The organism is Kocuria coralli (genome assembly GCF_008831305.1).
In the GTDB taxonomy this organism is placed as follows: Bacteria; Actinomycetota; Actinomycetes; order Actinomycetales; family Micrococcaceae; genus Kocuria; species Kocuria coralli.
The window spans coordinates 362105-379194 of the sequence record NZ_ML708610.1; the positions used below are offsets into that span (position 1 = coordinate 362105).

The 17090-nt window shown below is 69.8% G+C and carries 19 protein-coding genes; 17 read left to right on the plus strand and 2 right to left on the minus strand.

The window, feature by feature from the left end; genetic code table 11:
- Positions 1–234 precede the first annotated feature (234 nt).
- The 16 genes from FCK90_RS01620 (at position 235) to FCK90_RS01695 (ending at position 14340) form a co-directional block, all read left to right on the plus strand.
- Positions 235–1110, plus strand: coding sequence for an ABC transporter ATP-binding protein (locus tag FCK90_RS01620; RefSeq protein ID WP_158032583.1), 876 nt, complete (start codon positions 235–237; stop codon positions 1108–1110).
- On the plus strand, positions 1107–2345 hold the full coding sequence (locus tag FCK90_RS01625) for an ABC transporter permease (RefSeq protein ID WP_158032528.1): 1239 nt from the start codon (positions 1107–1109) through the stop codon (positions 2343–2345). The genes FCK90_RS01620 and FCK90_RS01625 overlap by 4 nt, the downstream gene beginning before the upstream one ends.
- A 206-nt stretch (positions 2346–2551) precedes the next feature.
- On the plus strand, positions 2552–2986 hold the full coding sequence (gene rpsP / locus FCK90_RS01630; RefSeq protein WP_158032529.1) for a 30S ribosomal protein S16: 435 nt from the start codon (positions 2552–2554) through the stop codon (positions 2984–2986).
- 2 nt (positions 2987–2988) lie between these two features.
- Positions 2989–3231, plus strand: a complete 243-nt coding sequence (locus FCK90_RS01635; protein ID WP_158032530.1) for an RNA-binding protein — start codon at positions 2989–2991, stop codon at positions 3229–3231.
- Positions 3232–3393: 162 nt separating this feature from the next.
- Entirely contained in the window at positions 3394–4017 is a 624-nt protein-coding gene (gene rimM / locus FCK90_RS01640; protein WP_158032531.1) for a ribosome maturation factor RimM, read from the plus strand.
- Positions 4017–4853, plus strand: coding sequence for a tRNA (guanosine(37)-N1)-methyltransferase TrmD (gene trmD, locus FCK90_RS01645; RefSeq protein WP_158032532.1), 837 nt, complete (start codon positions 4017–4019; stop codon positions 4851–4853). The genes rimM and trmD overlap by 1 nt, the downstream gene beginning before the upstream one ends.
- Positions 4854–5181: 328 nt before the next feature.
- Positions 5182–5541 carry a 50S ribosomal protein L19 gene (gene rplS, locus FCK90_RS01650; RefSeq protein ID WP_158032533.1) on the plus strand — a complete coding sequence of 120 codons (360 nt, stop codon included), beginning with the start codon at positions 5182–5184 and terminating at the stop codon, positions 5539–5541.
- A 45-nt stretch (positions 5542–5586) separates the two neighbouring features.
- Positions 5587–6309 carry a signal peptidase I gene (lepB, locus tag FCK90_RS01655; protein WP_246179889.1) on the plus strand — a complete coding sequence of 241 codons (723 nt, stop codon included), beginning with the start codon at positions 5587–5589 and terminating at the stop codon, positions 6307–6309.
- A gap of 73 nt (positions 6310–6382) precedes the next feature.
- Positions 6383–7153: a signal peptidase I gene (gene lepB, locus FCK90_RS01660; protein ID WP_158032535.1), complete on the plus strand. Its 771-nt coding sequence runs from the start codon at positions 6383–6385 to the stop codon at positions 7151–7153.
- Positions 7150–8145: a signal peptidase I gene (lepB, locus tag FCK90_RS01665; RefSeq protein WP_158032536.1), complete on the plus strand. Its 996-nt coding sequence runs from the start codon at positions 7150–7152 to the stop codon at positions 8143–8145. Before lepB (FCK90_RS01660) ends, lepB (FCK90_RS01665) begins: the two co-directional genes overlap by 4 nt.
- A 5-nt stretch (positions 8146–8150) precedes the next feature.
- Positions 8151–8885, plus strand: coding sequence for a ribonuclease HII (locus tag FCK90_RS01670; RefSeq protein WP_246179890.1), 735 nt, complete (start codon positions 8151–8153; stop codon positions 8883–8885).
- Between the two features lie 91 nt (positions 8886–8976).
- Entirely contained in the window at positions 8977–9399 is a 423-nt protein-coding gene (locus FCK90_RS01675) for a YraN family protein (protein WP_158032537.1), read from the plus strand.
- Positions 9400–9599: 200 nt separating this feature from the next.
- On the plus strand, positions 9600–11144 hold the full coding sequence (locus FCK90_RS01680; RefSeq protein ID WP_158032538.1) for a YifB family Mg chelatase-like AAA ATPase: 1545 nt from the start codon (positions 9600–9602) through the stop codon (positions 11142–11144).
- 73 nt (positions 11145–11217) lie between these two features.
- Complete coding sequence (gene dprA, locus FCK90_RS01685) at positions 11218–12432, plus strand: DNA-processing protein DprA (RefSeq protein WP_158032585.1); 1215 nt, start codon at positions 11218–11220, stop codon at positions 12430–12432.
- A gap of 167 nt (positions 12433–12599) precedes the next feature.
- Positions 12600–13541, plus strand: a complete 942-nt coding sequence (locus tag FCK90_RS01690; protein ID WP_246179892.1) for a tyrosine-type recombinase/integrase — start codon at positions 12600–12602, stop codon at positions 13539–13541.
- A gap of 295 nt (positions 13542–13836) precedes the next feature.
- Positions 13837–14340, plus strand: coding sequence for a DUF3145 domain-containing protein (locus FCK90_RS01695; protein ID WP_158032540.1), 504 nt, complete (start codon positions 13837–13839; stop codon positions 14338–14340).
- A 48-nt stretch (positions 14341–14388) separates the two neighbouring features.
- On the opposite strand, the gene FCK90_RS01700 is transcribed toward FCK90_RS01695, so the two are convergent.
- On the minus strand, positions 14389–15177 hold the full coding sequence (locus tag FCK90_RS01700) for a ferritin-like domain-containing protein (protein WP_158032541.1): 789 nt from the start codon (positions 15175–15177) through the stop codon (positions 14389–14391).
- Positions 15161–16126, minus strand: coding sequence for a hypothetical protein (locus tag FCK90_RS01705; RefSeq protein WP_158032542.1), 966 nt, complete (start codon positions 16124–16126; stop codon positions 15161–15163). The genes FCK90_RS01700 and FCK90_RS01705 overlap by 17 nt, the downstream gene beginning before the upstream one ends.
- Before the next feature lie 251 nt (positions 16127–16377).
- Here FCK90_RS01705 and FCK90_RS01710 point away from each other — a divergent pair, with 251 nt between their 5' ends.
- Complete coding sequence (locus FCK90_RS01710) at positions 16378–17013, plus strand: TetR/AcrR family transcriptional regulator (protein ID WP_158032543.1); 636 nt, start codon at positions 16378–16380, stop codon at positions 17011–17013.
- The last annotated feature ends 77 nt before the right edge of the window (positions 17014–17090 follow it).

Here is a 17090-nt window from a genome sequence, read left to right on the forward strand (position 1 = left end):
GGTCCTCCAGGGCCCCGGGCGGTACCCGGGCTTCAGCCTCCAGGCTGATCCCCTCGCCCGCCTGCGTTCCTAGGCTTGGAGGCACCACACCGGCAGAGCACGCAGGAGGACCAGGTGACTACGTCGCCCCAAGGAACGCCCCCAGGAACGGATGCCCCGCAGCGCCCGGCGCATGCCGCCCCGGCCTGGCAGCGCACGTCGAGAACGTACACGCCCACCGCAACGGGGCATCGGCTGGAGGTCCGCGACCTGACCCGTACCTTCGGTGACAAGACGGCGGTGGACCAGGTGTCCTTCACCGTCGAGCCGGGGAGGATGACCGGGTTCATCGGGGCCAACGGAGCCGGCAAGACCACCACCATGCGCATGATGATGGGGGTCCTGCGGATCACGGCCGGCGAGGTGCTCTGGAACGGGGAGCCGATCAAGGACGCCGACCGGGCCGCCTTCGGCTACATGCCCGAAGAACGCGGGCTGTACCCCAAGCAGACCATCCTCGACCAGCTGGGCTACCTGGGCCAGCTGCGGGGGATGAACCGGGCGGATGCGCTGGCCGAGGCGAACCGGCTGCTGGAGCGGTTCGCGCTGGGCGACCGCACCAAGGACAAGCTCGAGACCCTCTCCCTCGGGAACCAGCAGCGCGTCCAGATCGCCGCGGCGCTGCTGCACCAGCCCAACGCCCTGATCCTGGACGAGCCGTTCTCCGGGCTGGACCCGGTGGCCGTCGACTCCATGGTGGACCTGTTGCGCGAGCACATGGACCGCGGCGTCCCGGTGCTCTTCTCCTCCCACCAGCTGGACCTGGTCAACCGCCTGTGCGACTCCATGGTCATCCTGGACCACGGCAAAGTGCTCGCTGCCGGCACCGCTGATGAGTTGCGCGCCTCACGGCCCAAGCGCCACCGCCTGCGATGCAGCCAGGACGTCGGCTGGGTGCGAGCCGTCCCGGGAGTCACGGTCGAGGACCTGGAGGGCACGGAGGCCACCCTGTCCCTGGACGACGACGAGGCCCGTCAGGGGCTCCTGCAGCGGGCCGTCGACCACGGCCTCCTGGAATTCACCGACCTGGCACCGACCCTTTCCGAGATCTACCGCGAGGTGACCCGATGAGCACGCTGAGCCCAGAGACACGTCAGGACGCCGGTGATCCGCGTCCCGGGGCCACGAGCGCCCCACCGATCGACCGGCACGTCTCCCACCCCTGGCTGATCGTGCTGACCAGGGAGATCCTGGTCAAGGTCCGGGACAAGGCCTTCATCTTCTCGACCCTGTTCACCCTCGTGGTGATCGTCGGCATGGTCCTGTTCAACGCCTTCATGGCCAACCGCACGCAGGACTTCTCGATCGCCACGGACAGCGACGCCGGCACGCAGCTGGTCCAGACCGCCGGCGCCATGCTGTCGGGCGACGACGAGATGACGGCGGAGCAGGTCACCCGGGACGAGGCCCGGCAGCTGGTGGCCGACGAGGAGGCCGACGCCGCCATCTACCAGGAGGACGGCCGATGGGTGATCCTCGCCGACAGCCAGCTGGACGGCGCACTCGACAACACGCTGACGGCAGCCGTGAACGAATACACCATGGCCGCCAACGCCCAGGCCGCGGGGATCACCCCGGAGCAGCTCAGGGAAGGTGCGCAGTTCGAGATCGAGTACCTATCCGGAGGCAACGACCGAGGGTTCGCCACCTACATCATGCGGTTCGTCTTCGCGATGCTGTTCTACATGTCCGCGGTGATCTTCGGCATGGCCATCGCCAACTCGGTCCTGGAGGAGAAGCAGAACCGGGTGGTGGAGATCCTGGCGACGGCGATCCCCATCCGGCAGCTGCTCTACGGCAAGATCCTGGGCAACTGCATTCTGGCGTTCGCGCAGATCGCCCTGTACGCCGGAGCTGGCCTGCTGACCGCCAACATCGCCGGGGTGACGGGGGAGTTCGGATGGGCTCTCGAGGCGGCCGGCTGGTTCATCGTGTTCTTCGTCTTCGGCTTCGCGGCCCAGGCGACGATCTGGGCGGTCCTGGGCTCCCTCGCCTCCCGCAGCGAGGACCTCCAATCGAACACCACCGCGATCACCATGATCCTGGTGGCCGGGATGTTCGCGGGCATCCTGGCTCAGGGTCCCTGGCTGGCGGTGGCCTCCTACGTCCCGATCATCTCCTCGATCGCCATGCCGGTGCGCATGCTCGAGGGCCAGGCGCAGATGTGGGAGCCGTTCGTGGCGCTGGCCGTGTGCCTGGCGTTCGGCTGGTTCATGGTGCGCCTGGGGGAGAAGGTCTACCAGCGCGCGGTGTTCCAGGGCGGCCGCTCCCTGTCCTGGCGTCAGGCGCTGAAGCTCGAGCAGTGACACCGCGCAGTCGCGCGATGTGACGCACGTCGGGTACCCGGTCCATGCGAGAGATGGACATCTCTGGCAGAATGGCCGGGTACTCGATGCGTGCGGACCCTCTCTCCGCACGTATTTCGTGTCCACAGGGACACCAGGAACGGCCCGCCCCACGGGAGCGTGACGGGTGCTCCCGACACATTCAAGAACCAGGAGAGATTGCACCAGTGGCAGTCAAGATTCGTCTGAAGCGCATGGGCAAGATGCGCGATCCCCGTTACCGCGTCGTCATCGTCGATTCCCGCAAGAAGCGCGATGGCCGTGTGATCGAGGAGGTCGGTATTTACCACCCGACCGAGAACCCGTCCTACATGAGCGTGGTCTCGGATCGCGTGCAGTACTGGCTCGGTGTCGGTGCTCAGCCCTCCGAGGCTGTGACCGCCATCCTGAAGATCACCGGTGACTGGCAGAAGTTCAAGGGTGAGGCAGGCGCCGAGGGCTCCTACAAGGATCCCGAGGCCAAGGCCGAGTTCGTGGCCCCGGACAAGGGTTCGGTCATCGTTCCCGAGGCGATCACCCCCAAGGCCGAGGCAGCCGCTGCCGAGCCTTCGGAAGAGGCCGTCGCGGAGGATGCCTCCGCGGAGTCCGAGAAAGCTGAGTGATCATGCTCGCTGACGCGCTGGAACATCTGGTCCGCGGCATCGTCGACAATCCCGACGACGTCGACGTCCGGGTCAAGAGCGGCCGCCGGGGTGAGACCCTGGAGGTCCGCGTCCACCCGGACGATCTGGGCCGTGTGATCGGTCGCCAGGGGCGCACGGCGAAGTCGCTGCGCACCGTGGTGTCCGCACTGGCCGATGAGGGGCCGGTCCGGGTCGACGTGATCGACACCGACCGCCGGCGCTGACGCGAGCCGATCGGCCTTGCACCCGCGAGGTCTTCGTGGCCCCCGCACCCACCACGGGTGCGGGGGCCACGCTCACACGCGGCCGGGTCACCACCACGGCCGGTTATGACGAAGCATGGACACGACCGTCCGCGAACCAGCTCAAGGAGCACGCAGCACGAGATGAAGGTCAAGGTCGCACGCATTGGCAAACCCCACGGGATCCGGGGGGAACTGACCGTCCAGCTGTTCACGGACGACCCCGAGCTCCGTTTCTCCCCCGGCGCCCTGCTGTCCGTGGAGGCCGCATCCGAGACGGGACGAGCGGCGGTCCCCGGCGGCGTGCTCGAGGTGACCCGGGCACGCTGGAACAAGCAGATCCTGGTGGTCGGCTTCGCCCAGGTGCCGGACCGGAACACCGCGGAGGCGCTGCGCGGGAGCCAGCTGTTCGCGGAGGGCGACTCCGGCGCGGAGGACGACGACGCCTGGTACGAGCACGAGCTCCTGGACATGGAGGTGCTCGTTATCGAGGGGGACCATTCCGAAACGGACGAGAACCCGGCCGGATTCGGCGACGGGCATCCGATGCGCCGGATCGGCGTGATCAGCGGCCTGCGCACGATGCCTCATCAGGACCTGCTCGAGGTGACGCTCGACGGTGACGGACGAGAGGTGGACGTGCCGTTCGTGCAGGAGATCGTGGCGGAGATCGACGAGGAGACGCGCTGGGTGCTGCTCACCCCGCCGCCGGGCCTGCTGGAGCTGGGCCTGGACGAAGCCGGGGACCCCGGGGAAGGCGACCGCTGATGCGCCTGGACGTCGTCAGCATCTTCCCGGAGTACCTGGCAGCCCTCGACCTGTCCCTGATCGGGAAGGCCCGCCGCGACGGGCTCCTGGAGATGTCCGTCACGGATCTCCGGGACTTCACCGCCGACCGGCACCGTACCGTGGACGACACCCCGTACGGCGGCGGGGCCGGCATGGTGATGAAGCCGGAGCCCTGGGCCCAGGCCCTGGAGCAGATCCGGGACTCGACGCCGGGGAGCCGGGGCGATCAGCCCGGGGGGCCGGCCCGGAGCCAGCGGCCCGTGCTGATCGTGCCGTCACCGGCGGGCGAGGTCTTCACCCAGGAGACCGCCCGGGAGCTGGCGGAGCGGGACCACCTGGTCTTCGCCTGCGGACGCTACGAGGGGATCGACGAGCGGGTGCTCGAGTGGGCCCGCGAGTCCTTCGAGGTCCGCCCCATGTCCCTGGGCGACTACGTCCTGAACGGGGGAGAGGTGGCCGTCCTGGCCATGGTCGAGGCCATCGGGCGCCTGATCCCCGGGGTGATCGGCAACCCGCAGTCCCTGGTCGAGGAGTCGCACTCGGACGGGCTGCTCGAATACCCCGTCTACACCAAACCCGCGAGCTGGCGGGAGCGCGGGATCCCCGAGGTCCTGCTGAGCGGACATCACGGGAAGATCGCCAGGTGGCGCAGGGATGAGCAGCTGCGGCGGACCTCGAGCCGCCGCCCGGACCTGATCGAGCGGCTGCAACCCGCCGACCTCGACGCCCGCGACCGGGCCGCGCTCGAGGCGGAGGGCTGGCGCATCGTCGACGATGCCTTCCTCCGCCGCGACGGTGACCGGCCGCAGACATGAGCGGCGGCGCCATGGCGTCCACGGCGATCGTGGACCCTGACGCCGTCCCGCCGGGCGTGGCCCATGGCACGTCGACCTGACCGCCGGATGAGTACCGACGCCGTCGCCGTTGTGGCATAATGGGTCGCTGCGTGTGTGCTGGGCACGCCCTCGCCGCAGGGGGAAGAGCGACCACACAGCACACACCCCGTGGGGTCCCGAAGGGACCCGCGGGTGACTGACTTTGCGGCACCCACCCACTACCGGCCGGGGCGAACCCGGGCGGCTGTCGTCCGGCGTGCCGCGTGACCCACGTGGACGGCCTGCGGCGTTCACCAGGAGAAACCAGATGACGAACATTCTCGACCAGGTCGATGCCAAGTCGCTGCGCGACGACATTCCCGAGTTCTGGCCGGGCGACACCCTCAACGTCCACGTGAACATCGTCGAGGGCAACCGCTCCCGCGTGCAGGTCTTCAAGGGCTTCGTGGTCGGCCGCCAGGGCTCCGGCGTCCGCGAGACCTTCACCGTCCGCAAGGTCTCCTTCGGCGTCGGCGTCGAGCGCACCTTCCCCGTGCACTCCCCGATCATCGATAAGATCGAGGTCGTGAGCCGCGGCGACGTCCGCCGCGCCAAGCTCTACTACATGCGCGACCGTCACGGCAAGGCCGCCCGTATCCGCGAGAAGCGCGGCAGCCAGGGCAAGTGATCCGTACGGGCCTGACGGGCGACGTCGGCCGCGATCATGCGCACCGTGCCTGAGCGCACCACGAACGAGAACCCGGCCGCAGAAGCCTCTGCGGCCGGGTTCTCGGCGTCTTCCCGCGGCGGTGCGGCCCATGAAGACGCGGCGCAGCCGGGCCTCTGGACGCGCTGGACCCACGGCTGGCGTCTGGTGGCGCTCTCCGTGGTCCTCGCCCTCGTCGTGGTCATCGGCGTCCGCGCCTGGGTGGTGGACGTGTACTACGTGGGCTCCGAGTCCATGCAGCCCACCGTGGAGCCGGGGGACCGGATCCTGGTGACGAAGCTGGTCGACACCGGTGAGCTCGACCGAGGTCAGCTCGTGGTCTTCGACGGGCGCGGGTCCTTCGCCCCGCTCGACGACGACCCGCCGATCACCCGGGCGGCCCAGCAGCTCGGTGTCTGGCTGGGGATCCGCCCCACCGAGGACACCTTCGTCAAGCGGGTCGTCGGGGTTCCCGGCGACAGGGTCTCGTGCTGCGAGGACGGTGACCTCGTGGTCAACGGAGAGCCACTGGACGAGCCCTATCTCTACCCGGGCGACAGCGCCAGCGAGGTGGACTTCGACGTCGTCGTCCCCGAAGGCCGCCTGTGGCTCCTGGGAGATCACCGGTCGGTCTCCGTGGATTCGCGCTCACTGCTCGGCGCACCGGGCGGGGGGCTGGTCCGGGCGGATAGAGTGATAGGCGAACCGGTCACCGTGCTGTGGCCGGTCGGTCGTTCCGACCCGCAGTAGCACCCTTGCCGCCGGTGCAGTGACCCGGCGCAAGATCCCCGAACCCGATCCGACATCCCGGAAGGACCTCTCCGTGAGCGAGAACTCCGCCGCTTCCCCAGGTGAGACCCCCGAGCCTCGGCCCGGCAACGACCAGGCCGGGAAGGCACCGGACCAGGAACCGGGTCAGGCCAAAGAGCAGTCCTCCGGCGGGTTCCTGAAGGAGATCCTGATCACCGTCGTCGTGGTCCTGGTGATCTCCTTCCTCGTGAAGACCTTCATCTTCCGGATCTTCTTCATCCCGTCGGGTTCCATGGAGAACACCCTGCAGCTCGACGACAAGATCGGCGTGAACGTCGCCCACTCCTGGTACGGAGATCTCGACCGCGGCGACATCGCGGTCTTCGAGGACACGCAGGGCTGGATGCCCGACCTCAACAGCGGCACCAATCCGGTCCGCCAGGGCCTCGAGTTCGTGGGCCTGGCCCCCGACACCACCACCCAGTACGTGATCAAGCGGGTCATCGGCGTCGGCGGGGACACGGTCTCCTGCTGCGATGCCGACGGCCGGGTGACCGTCAACGACGTCCCCCTCGACGAGCCCTACCTCTACGAGGGCGACGACCCGTCACAGATCCCGTTCGAGGTCACGGTCCCCGAGGGGCACTACTTCATGATGGGCGACCACCGCTCCGCATCCGGGGACTCGCGGTACCACATCGAGGACGGGTCGGCGTTCATCAGCGATGAGGACGTCGTCGGTACCGCGATGGCCGTCGTCTGGCCCATGGACCGCTGGACGGGGCTGTCCAGCCAGGAGGACACGTTCGCACGGGTAGAGGAAGCGTCCGGGAGCGGGCAATGACCCAGGGGCGTTTCGACCCCGGCGACTTCGGCTGGGGGCGCGCCCGGCATCGAGACGGGTCCGGCTGGTCCGGGGCGCCCGCCTCCAGAGACCAGAACGGCCTCGACGACGCCGTCGGGGACCCCGCCGGGTTCCCCGACGAGGCGGAGGGCTCCCGGAGTGCCACGGGCCGGGGCACGTGGGTGGCCGATCGGTGGGAGGACCTGGGGGAGGCGCCGGCGACCCGCAACGATGGCGTCCCGATGTACCGCCGCCGGTCCGGACGCCGCGCGAGGGATTCCAGCCCGCCCCCGCGGGACCGCGGCCGGTTCGTCACCGTGCTCCGGGAGCTCGCGGTGGTGGTCGTCTGGGCCCTGCTGATCGCCTTCGTGGCCAAGCACGTGCTGGTGCGCGGTTTCGCGATCCCCTCCAATGCCATGGAACCCACGTTCCAGACGGGTGACCGGGTCTTCGTCAACGTCCTGGAGACCACGCTGCAGGAGAACTCCCGCGGGGACGTCATCGTCTTCAACGACAGCAGGGGCTGGCTGCCGCCCCCTGACGAACCGCAAAGCGTGGGGGAGTGGATCAGCGACGGCCTGGCCTTCCTCGGGGTCACGGTCGACGACTCGGACAACAATGTGATCAAGCGGATCATCGGCGTCGGAGGGGACCGGGTGACCTGCTGCGACTCCCGGGGGCGGGTCCTGGTCAACGAGGTCCCGCTGGATGAGACGGGGGCCTACCTGGCCGCCGACGAGGACCCCTCCGATATCGCCTTCGACGTGATCGTGCCCGATGACCACTACCTGGTCCTGGGGGACCGGCGGTCGTCATCCGGGGATTCCCGTTACTACCTTCCTCATTCGGATCACGCCTACATCAGCCGCGACGACGTCGTGGGCACCGCCTTCGCGGTCGTCTGGCCCTTCGACCGCATGGGGCTGCTGCAGGACCAGAGCGCGGTCTTCGACCGTGTACCCGACGCCCCGGCCGCCGAGGACGAGCGGTGAGGGCGGTGAAACCCGCACCGACGCTCGAGCTCGAACACGAACTGTTCTCCGGCGGCATCACCCGGATCGCCGGGATGGACGAGGTCGGCAGGGGCGCCCTGGCCGGCCCGGTGACGGTCGGGGTCGCGGTCGTCGACCGTGCCGTCGGCGTCGTGCCGGTTACGCTGCGGGACTCCAAGCTCCTCCGCCCGTCCGAGCGCGTGACCCTGGTCCCCGAGGTGGAGTCCTGGGCGCTGGAGGTGCGCACCGGCACCGCCTCGCCGGCGGAGATCGACGCCTTCGGCATCGTCGCCGCGCTGCGCCTGGCCGGCAGCAGAGCGCTGGCGGCGCTGCCCCGGGAGCTGCGGCCCGATCTGGTGCTGCTGGACGGGGTGCACGACTGGCTCACCCCGCCTCCCGCGGGGCTGTTCCCGGACGATGCGGCGGCCGGCACGGCGGACGCCGGTTCGCTGCCGTCGTCCGTTGCCGACGAGGACGCCGAGGAAGTTCTCGCGCCGTGGGACGGCCCCGTGCGGACGGTGGTGAAGGGAGACCTGCGGTGCGCATCGATCGCCGCCGCATCGGTCGTAGCCAAGGTCGACAGGGACGCTCTGATGACCGGCCTGCACGATCGCCATCCGGCCTACGGGTGGGCGGGCAACAAAGGATACGGGTCCGCCGCGCATCGGGCGGCCATCCTCGAACGGGGCGCGACCGACCTCCACCGGCGCTCCTGGAACCTGGGCCTGGCGGGCCGGTGACTGTCCACAAGAGACTGCCCGCCGGCGTCTCCGGACACTGAGCGGGCCATGCTGAGGCGAACCATCAGTTCCCCGGCCCTGAGGATCCGCCGTGAACATCAGCCAGCGCAGCCCAGCGGCCGGGCGGCCGAACCCGCGTCAAGTTCTGGGTGAGGCCGGGGAGAGGCTGGCCGCCGAGTATCTCGAGCGGCGCGGAGCCCGGATCCTGGCCAGCAACTGGCGGGCTGCACCCAGTCGGCACGGGGTGGGTGGCGAGCTCGATCTGGTGGCCCTGATCGGCCACCGCATCGTGGCGGTTGAGGTCAAGACGCGGTCGGGCTCCGGGTTCGGCCATCCGCTCGAGGCGATCACAGCCTCCAAGCTGCGACGACTCCACCTCCTTCTCGCCGCCTGGGCGCGGGAGCAGGGCGAAACCGGCAGAGAACGGCGGGTCGACGCCGTGGCCGTGACGGTGACCCCCAAGGGCGGCGGGGAGCTCATCGTGCGGATCCAGCATCGTCCGGGTCTCGGCTAACCACCTGGATGCCGTGTCGTCGTGGCTCCACAGGCGGATGATCCCACGTCCTTGCCGGGCTCTTCCTCCGACCGGGCGGCGGGCGTTGCCGTCGTCGCTCATCCTCGGGGCACGCTGGGGCCGTGCCGGTACGAGAGCGACGGTCCGGGTTCTCGGCAGAGCAGCCCCGGTGGCCGGGGGAAAGCGGGTGAGTGGTGGGTATGCAGCGGTTCGCCAGAGCCTTGTCGGTGGCACTGATCGGGCTGGACGGCACGGTCGTGGAAGTGGAGACGGACATCGGCTCCCAGCTGCCCAGTTTCAACGTCCTGGGGCTGCCGGATCTGTCGGTGCGCGAGGCCAGGGACCGCGTGCGGTCGGCAGCGCGCAATTCGGGAGCGCCGCTGAGTCCGCGCCAGATCACGGTCAACCTCACTCCCGCCACGCTTCCCAAGAGGGGTTCCCATTTCGACCTGGCCATCGCGGCATCCGTGCTGCAGGCGGATGGTGCGATGCCGCCCCAGGGCGATGTCGTCTACCTGGCCGAACTCGCTCTGGACGGCGCGCTGCGTCCGGTCCGCGGTGTGCTGCCGGCCGTCCTGGCGGCCGTCGCAGAGGGATATCCGCGGGTGATCGTGGCGGCTGCCAACGCGGCGGAGGCCGCCCTGGTGCCGGGGGCGGTGGTCGAGGGATTCGAGTGCCTCGCGGACGTGCTCCGCGCAGCGGGCGCCGAAGCGGATGGCCTCATCCGCCCGGCGACCGGTACGGACGGTGCTGTCGCACCCCCGACCATGGCACCTGATGCCGCGGAGGTCCCGGACCTCGCCGATGTCGCGGGTCAGTACGACGGCCGGGCGGCGGTCGAGCTGGCCGCGGCCGGGGGCCACCATGTGCTGCTCAGCGGCCCGCCGGGGTCCGGCAAGACCCTGCTGGCCGAACGCCTGCCGGGCCTGCTGCCGGAACTCGACGATGCGGCGGCCACGGAGGTCACCGCCGTGCACTCCCTGGAGAACCGAGTGTGCTCGCGCCACGAGCTGATCCGCAGGCCCCCGTTCGAAAGCCCGCATCATTCCGCATCCGCGGCGGCCCTCCTGGGCGGAGGCAGCGGCATCCCCCGGCCCGGGGCGGTGTCCCGCGCGCACCGGGGCGTTCTCTTCCTCGACGAGGCGCCCGAGTTCGACAGGGGAGTGCTCGATGCCCTGCGGCAACCGCTGGAGACCGGAAGCGTGCGCATCGACCGGGCGGCGGCCAGTGCCCGATACCCCGCGCGGTTCCAGCTCGTGCTCGCCGCCAACCCCTGCCCCTGCGGACGGTCGAGCGCCAAGGCGCAGGAATGCCGTTGCACTCCACGGGAACGGCGCGCCTACTTCGGAAAGCTCTCCGGCCCCCTCCTGGACCGGGTGGACCTGCGGGTCCAGGTACCCGCGGTGAGCTACGCCGAGCTCACCGGCGGGGCGGTGGGGGAGGACACCGCCACGGTCGCCGTCCGGGTGGCACGGGCGAGGAGTCTCCAGGCGGAGCGCCTGGCCCGGTTCGGTCTGCGGTGCAATGCCGAGATCGGGTCCTCCCTGCTCACCGGCGAGTTGCGCAGGCCCTCGCGAGTCATGGCCGCGCTGGAGCGGGAGATGGAACGGGGAGCCCTGACGGCACGCGGCGTCCAGCGGGTGCTGCGTGTGGCATGGACCGTCGCTGACCTCGACGGCAGGGACGCGCCGGATGCCGACGACGTGGACACGGCCCTCTACTTCCGGTCCTCGTCCCTGGCCTGAGACGGACATCGGACGGGGATCAGACGGGAATAGGGCCGACATGAGAGCAGAGGAAGAGAGGACGGCGAAGGCGATGACCGACGACGGAACGACTCGTGGCGGCGGAGCGGCGGACACCCTCCGTGCGGCGCGAGCGGGGTTGTCCAGGATCCTGGAGCCGCGGGACACGATCGGGCACGTGATCCTGACGGCGCTGGGGGCGCAAGCCGCCTGGGAGATCGTCTCCGGCCACCGGGGAGTCCGAGGTGATGAGCACGCCCGGATCGACCGAGTCCTGCGGGAACACGCCCCGGCCCTGCCCGCTTCCGTCAGAGCGGCCGGGGAGCGTTGGAAAGCCCGGGCCGATGGCTGCGACCCCGTCATGGATCTCCAACGGGCTGCTCGATCCGGCATCTGGGTATGCATACCCGAAGACCCCGACTGGCCCGCGGCGCTCGACGATCTCGGACTGGAGGCACCCGTCTGCCTGTGGGGACGCGGCGACAGGGCTCGCCTGGGCGGCTTGGACCGGCGTTCGGTGGCGGTCGTGGGCTCGCGCGACTGCAGCAGCTACGGACGCACCGTCACCTATGACCTGGCCGGCGGTCTGGCGGCTCGCGGCTGGACGGTCTACTCCGGTGGGGCCTACGGAGTGGACGAGGCGGCGCACCGGGCCGCACTGACGACGGCGACGGGGGCTGTGCCCACCGTGGCCGTGATGGCCGGCGGAGTGGATCGTTTCTACCCCCGTGGCAACGACCAGCTGCTGCATCGGATCGCGGATGAAGGCCTGGTGGTCGCCGAGGCAGCCCCCGGGACAATGCCCGCCCGGTTCCGGTTCCTGGACCGTAACCGTCTGATCGCGGCCCTGGCAGGTGCCACGCTGGTGACCGAGTCCCGGTGGCGTTCCGGGGCGCAGAGCACCGCCCATCACGCGAACCGGCTGTCCCGCCCGGTGGGTGCGGTGCCGGGAAGCGTGCAGTCGGCCACCTCGGCCGGGTGCCACAGGCTCATCCGCGAGGGCTGCGCGGTACTCGTCGCCGACATCGACGACTTCCTGGGCCTGGCCGGACCCCTGGGCACCGAAAAGGAGATGGAAGCGGGGCCATTGGCGATCTTCGACGGCCTGAGTGAAGCGGATCGGCAGCTGGCGGATGCCCTGCCCGTCATCACGGGGGCGACCGTGGACTCGCTGGCCATGGTGGCAGGGCTGCCCGTGCGCACCGTTCTAGGAGGTCTCCGGCGGCTTGAACGCTCCGGGCTGGCCGTGGACCGCGGTGGCCTGTGGCACCGGCCCCGACGGAGATGACGCCAGCTCGCCCGGCCGGGCAACAGCCCGGGACAACGGTAGGATCCGCGGTGGGCCTCCACCTCGTCCGGCCGGTCCCGGCGAGCCGGGCATACTGTCGGACCACGGCGGAACGGCCGAGGCCTGAGGCGCCTGGGAGAGGCTATGAACACGGGAGGAGGAGCGGCGTGACGGATGCTGCATCACCCCCTGAGATCGGGGAGGTGCTCCATGGTTTCGCGGAGTACCTGACGCTGGAGCGCTCCCGCAGTGCGGCGACGGTCCAGGCCTACCTCGGGGATGTCCGCGGGCTGCTCGAGTTCGCGGCCGGACGTGACCTCGGCGTTTCTGAGATCGACCTGGACGTCATCCGCGCCTGGCTGGTGGCACGCCACTCCCAGGGCGGCAGCGCCTCCTCCTCCGCCGCCCGGCGAATCTCCGCCCTCCGGACCTTCTTCGGATGGGCCACGGCTGCGGGTCGTTTGCCGCTTGATCCCACGCTCCGTCTGGTATCGCCCAAGAAGGGCTCCCATCTGCCCGAGGTGGTCTCGGAACGAGACCTGGACTCGATCACCCGCCGCCTGGCGCAGCGTGCCGCGGAGCCGGTGGAGGATCCAGTCCAGCTCGCGCTGGCTGCGCGGGATCTCCTGATCGTGGAGCTGCTGTGGGCATCCGGCGTCCGGGTCGCCGAGCTGGCGGGCCTGGACATCGACGACCTCGACCGGGCTCAGCGCACCATGAAGGTCATCGGGAAGGGCGACAAAGAACGCACGGTTCCGTTCGGGGGACCGGCCGAGCGGTCCCTCGATCTCTGGCTGGCGCGACGTCCGCGCCTGGTCCGGGAGAAATCCGGGGCGGCACTGCTCATCGGGGTCCGAGGAGGCCGTATGGGGGTACGGCAGATCCGTGAGGTGGTCAACGGCGTGCTCGGGGAGCAGCCGGATGTCGCCGCCACCGGCCCGCACGCCCTGCGGCACTCTGCGGCCACGCATCTGCTCGACGGCGGCGCGGATCTGCGCACGGTCCAGGAGCTCCTGGGGCACCGGTCGGTCTCGACGACGCAGATCTACACCCATGTCTCCGTGGACCGGCTCGGTGAAGCCTTCAGGCAGGCCCACCCCCGGGCTTAGCAAAGACGCCCGGTGCGTGTGTTCCCGGTCCAGGTTGACGCGAGAGGTTAAGATCGAGAAAGATTGCGGTGTCTCATCGCTGTCGTATCGGAAGCGGTATCGAATCCATTCCGATAGATAGCGTGCCGACGAAACGAAGACAAATGAATAACCCCTGGTGATATGTCGGGCCTCGAATCCCGGCACTTCATCAGGAAACGGAATCGACAGACTGACTGGGCTGCAGTCGGTTGCTCCGGGTCGATACGTGGCAGGTCGTTGGGGAAGACGCACCTACACGCCGGAGGAACAGGTCATGTCGTCATCCCTCACGCGGGGAGTGCTGCAAATTCACTCCGCGCCGCAGGCTCTGTGCCCCCATGTCGAATGGGCACTGGAGTCTCTCGCCCGTGGGCGCACCGGCTTGCACTGGGTTCCCCAGGGCGCGGCGCCCGGGGCGCTTCGCGCTGAGCTGGAATGGGCCGGCCCCGCGGGCACCGGGGCGCTGATGGCCTCGGCGTTGCGCACGCTGGGCAAGATCCGGTTCGAGATCACCGAGGAACCTTCACCGGGCAATGACGGCTCCCGGTGGTCCTTCACCCCCGACCTGGGCGTCTTCCATGCGACCACCGACGCCGCCGGCAACGTCGTGGTCTCCGAGGACCGCATCCGGTTCGCCTACGAAAGTGCCAAGGGAGACCCCGCCCTGGTGGTGAACGAGCTCTCCCTGGCGCTGGGCGAGGCGTGGGACGAGGAGCTCGAACCGTTCCGGCTGGCGGCGGAGGGCGCATCCGTGCGGTGGCTGCACCGGGTGTCCTGAACGATCTCCTGATGCGGTGAACACTCCTCCGGCGGAGTGTTCACCGCATCAGCGATGGATCCCCATCCGCGCGAAGGCGTCGCGGAAGACGGTGAGCTCGCCCAGGCCCGGGAGTTTCTGGATCTTCTGGTCCAGTGCATCCAGTTCCGTCCCCTGCCCGGCGAAGAGGTGCCCCATGACGTGCTGGATCTCCGCTTCGGGCATGATCCCCGAACCGACCGGACGCCAGGCCTTCGACATCGCGAAATGGGTGAGCCAGCGCGCCTTCTGCGAGGCCTCGAGCCGTGCCCTGCCCTGGGTCGTGTAGAACGCGACGTGACGGGTCTCCTGCTGGGCGATCCGCTTCAGCAGCGGGCTGAGCGCAGGATGCTCCGTCATGGCGGAGAGCCTGCGATAGGCGGAGACCGCCGACAGCTCGTTCGCCGCGCCCCAGGTCATGTGCACGGCCACGAAATCGGTGCCGGCCAGCCCCGAGAGCACCGACTGCTTGAGGGGGCTGAGCGCCTCCTTCCAGCCGAGCTTCGCGCGCCTGGACTTCAGCTCGTCGTAGTCGACCACGATCCCGTGACGCTGCAGCACCGCCGCGAGGGCCTCACCGTGCCAGAACTCCTCGCGGTTCCACACGGTCATGAACCCTCCGGCCGTCTCCTCCTCGTGGGAGGGCGTGACCAGCATGTCTCGCAGGTAGCAGGAGGTGTGGTACTCGACATCGCACATGTAACGCAGGCAGCGCAGGGTCTCCGCGTCCAGCGGCTGGGTGTCGAAGGTGCCGAAGTCCAGATCGTCCCAGCCCACGGGCTCGGACGTCGCGGCGAACTTCTCAAGATCGAACGCCAAGGAATCCTCCGGAGACGGGCCGGGCACCGCGCGCCGCGGTGGCGGGGATGATGGTCACCATGCGGTCCGGACCGGGCAGGAACCGGGTGATCCCGGTCTGAGCCTCGCTCAGGACCGCACGGTCGGCAGGTGCCTGGAAGAGATCAGCGCGCGCCGACTGCTCGCCGGGGATCCTCCTGCCCGCGGGCCGGAGAGGGTCGCCGCCGACTGCCACGACGAGGCGCGCGGTCAGCGCTTCTGCCCGAGACCGGGAGATCCGGGCGATGGCCTCCTGGCGGAAGAAGTCCAGCGAGCGCTCGCGGCGGTCCATGATCTCTCCGACGACGCGCTGGGCCTCCGGGAGCCCCTGGAGGCGGGGCCGGAGGATGCGCAGTGCGGCCTGCAACGATGCCTCCTGGAGGGCCATGCGCGCCATGTGGCCGGCGGTGACCCGCTCCCCGAAGGCCGCGGTCCAGCCGGGGCCGGCAATAGGCAGGGCCCTCTTGGCGTACGTCCTCCGGATCCCGGCACGCAGCGCGGGGAGGGGGCCGGTCCTCCGCTCGGGCGAAACCGGCGGGGAGGGCGCGGGCAGCGCGTCGCGGATCTCGCGCAGCCCCCGGGCCCACCAGAACCGTTCCCACAACCAGCTGGCGATGAACGCCGTGATCCGGGCCTCGTTGGCAGTCCACGAGCTGTACATCGTGCGGGTCTCGGTCAGGGCTGCCGCCTCGACGCGGTGCAGGTAGGTGAGATTGCGATGCAGGGCCGCGGTCTCGGCGTCGTTCCGGGCCGTGGCGCGCAGGGACTCCGTGTCGATCGGGATCGGGCCGGCGACGTCGTGCGTGTACGCGGAGACGTCGAAATCCGTGCGCAGGACGGGTGAGATCGTGCCGTCGGAGAACAGGCGTTCGCCTTCTCCGGGAGCATCGTCGTGGAAACGGACGGGGCGCGGACGTCGTGGTTTCGTCATTCTCCACCATCGGTTGTCGTCAGTTCGGGGGAGCGGGGATCAGGCCCAGCGGGCGCCTCCGGGGCCATGCCGGGAGAACACGGCATGGCCGGCGGTGACTGCCGTGGACCGTTGAGGTCCGGGCCGCGGCGGGTCGGGAATCCGTGGAGTCACGCAACTGGGTATTTGTGGCTGCTTGACGGATGGATGCTCCAACTCTACGCCATATTCCTCCCTTGTAGAAATCTACGGGCGGGGATATCGTGATCGGCATGACGACCACATCGAGGCCTGTCGCCAGGAAAAGGCCTTCCGGTCGCCGCGCAGGTGACAGCGGCACCCGCGATGCGATTCTGGACGCGGCTCGGGCGCTGTTCGCGGAACACGGTTACGAGGGCACCTCCGTGCGCGCCATCGCGGCCGGAGCCGAGGTCGACCCCGCTCTGATCCGGCATTTCTTCCAGGACAAGCAGTCGCTGTTCGCGGTTACCGTGGCGGACCGCACGGAGATCGCAGACCGCCTGTCGGACGCTCTCTCCGGTGATCCCTGCGGCAGCGGGAGACGCGTGGCGGATGCCTATTTGCGGCTGTGGGAGGACGAGGAGACCGGCCCGATCCTGCTCGCCCTCGTCAGGTCCGCCATGACGTCGGACCACGCCGCCGGTTTTCTGCGGGAGGTGCTCGCTACCCGCCTGCAGCACGATGCCCCGGCCTCCGGCTCCGTCCCGCAGGGCCCGGGGGCGGCGCTGGCGGCCTCGCATCTCTTCGGGACCGCCGTCGCCCGGCACCTGCTCCGTTTACCGGGGCTCACGCAGCTGTCCCATGACGAACTGGTGGACGTCCTCGCTCCCACGGTGGAACGGTACCTCTACCCACCGTCGCCGCCGGAGGGCGGTTCGACCCTGTAGCCCGCGTCGCTGCCCGGGACCGCCGCAGTCGGAGCCGGTGGGGCAAACCAGTGGGGGCTCCGCACCGGTACCGGTGC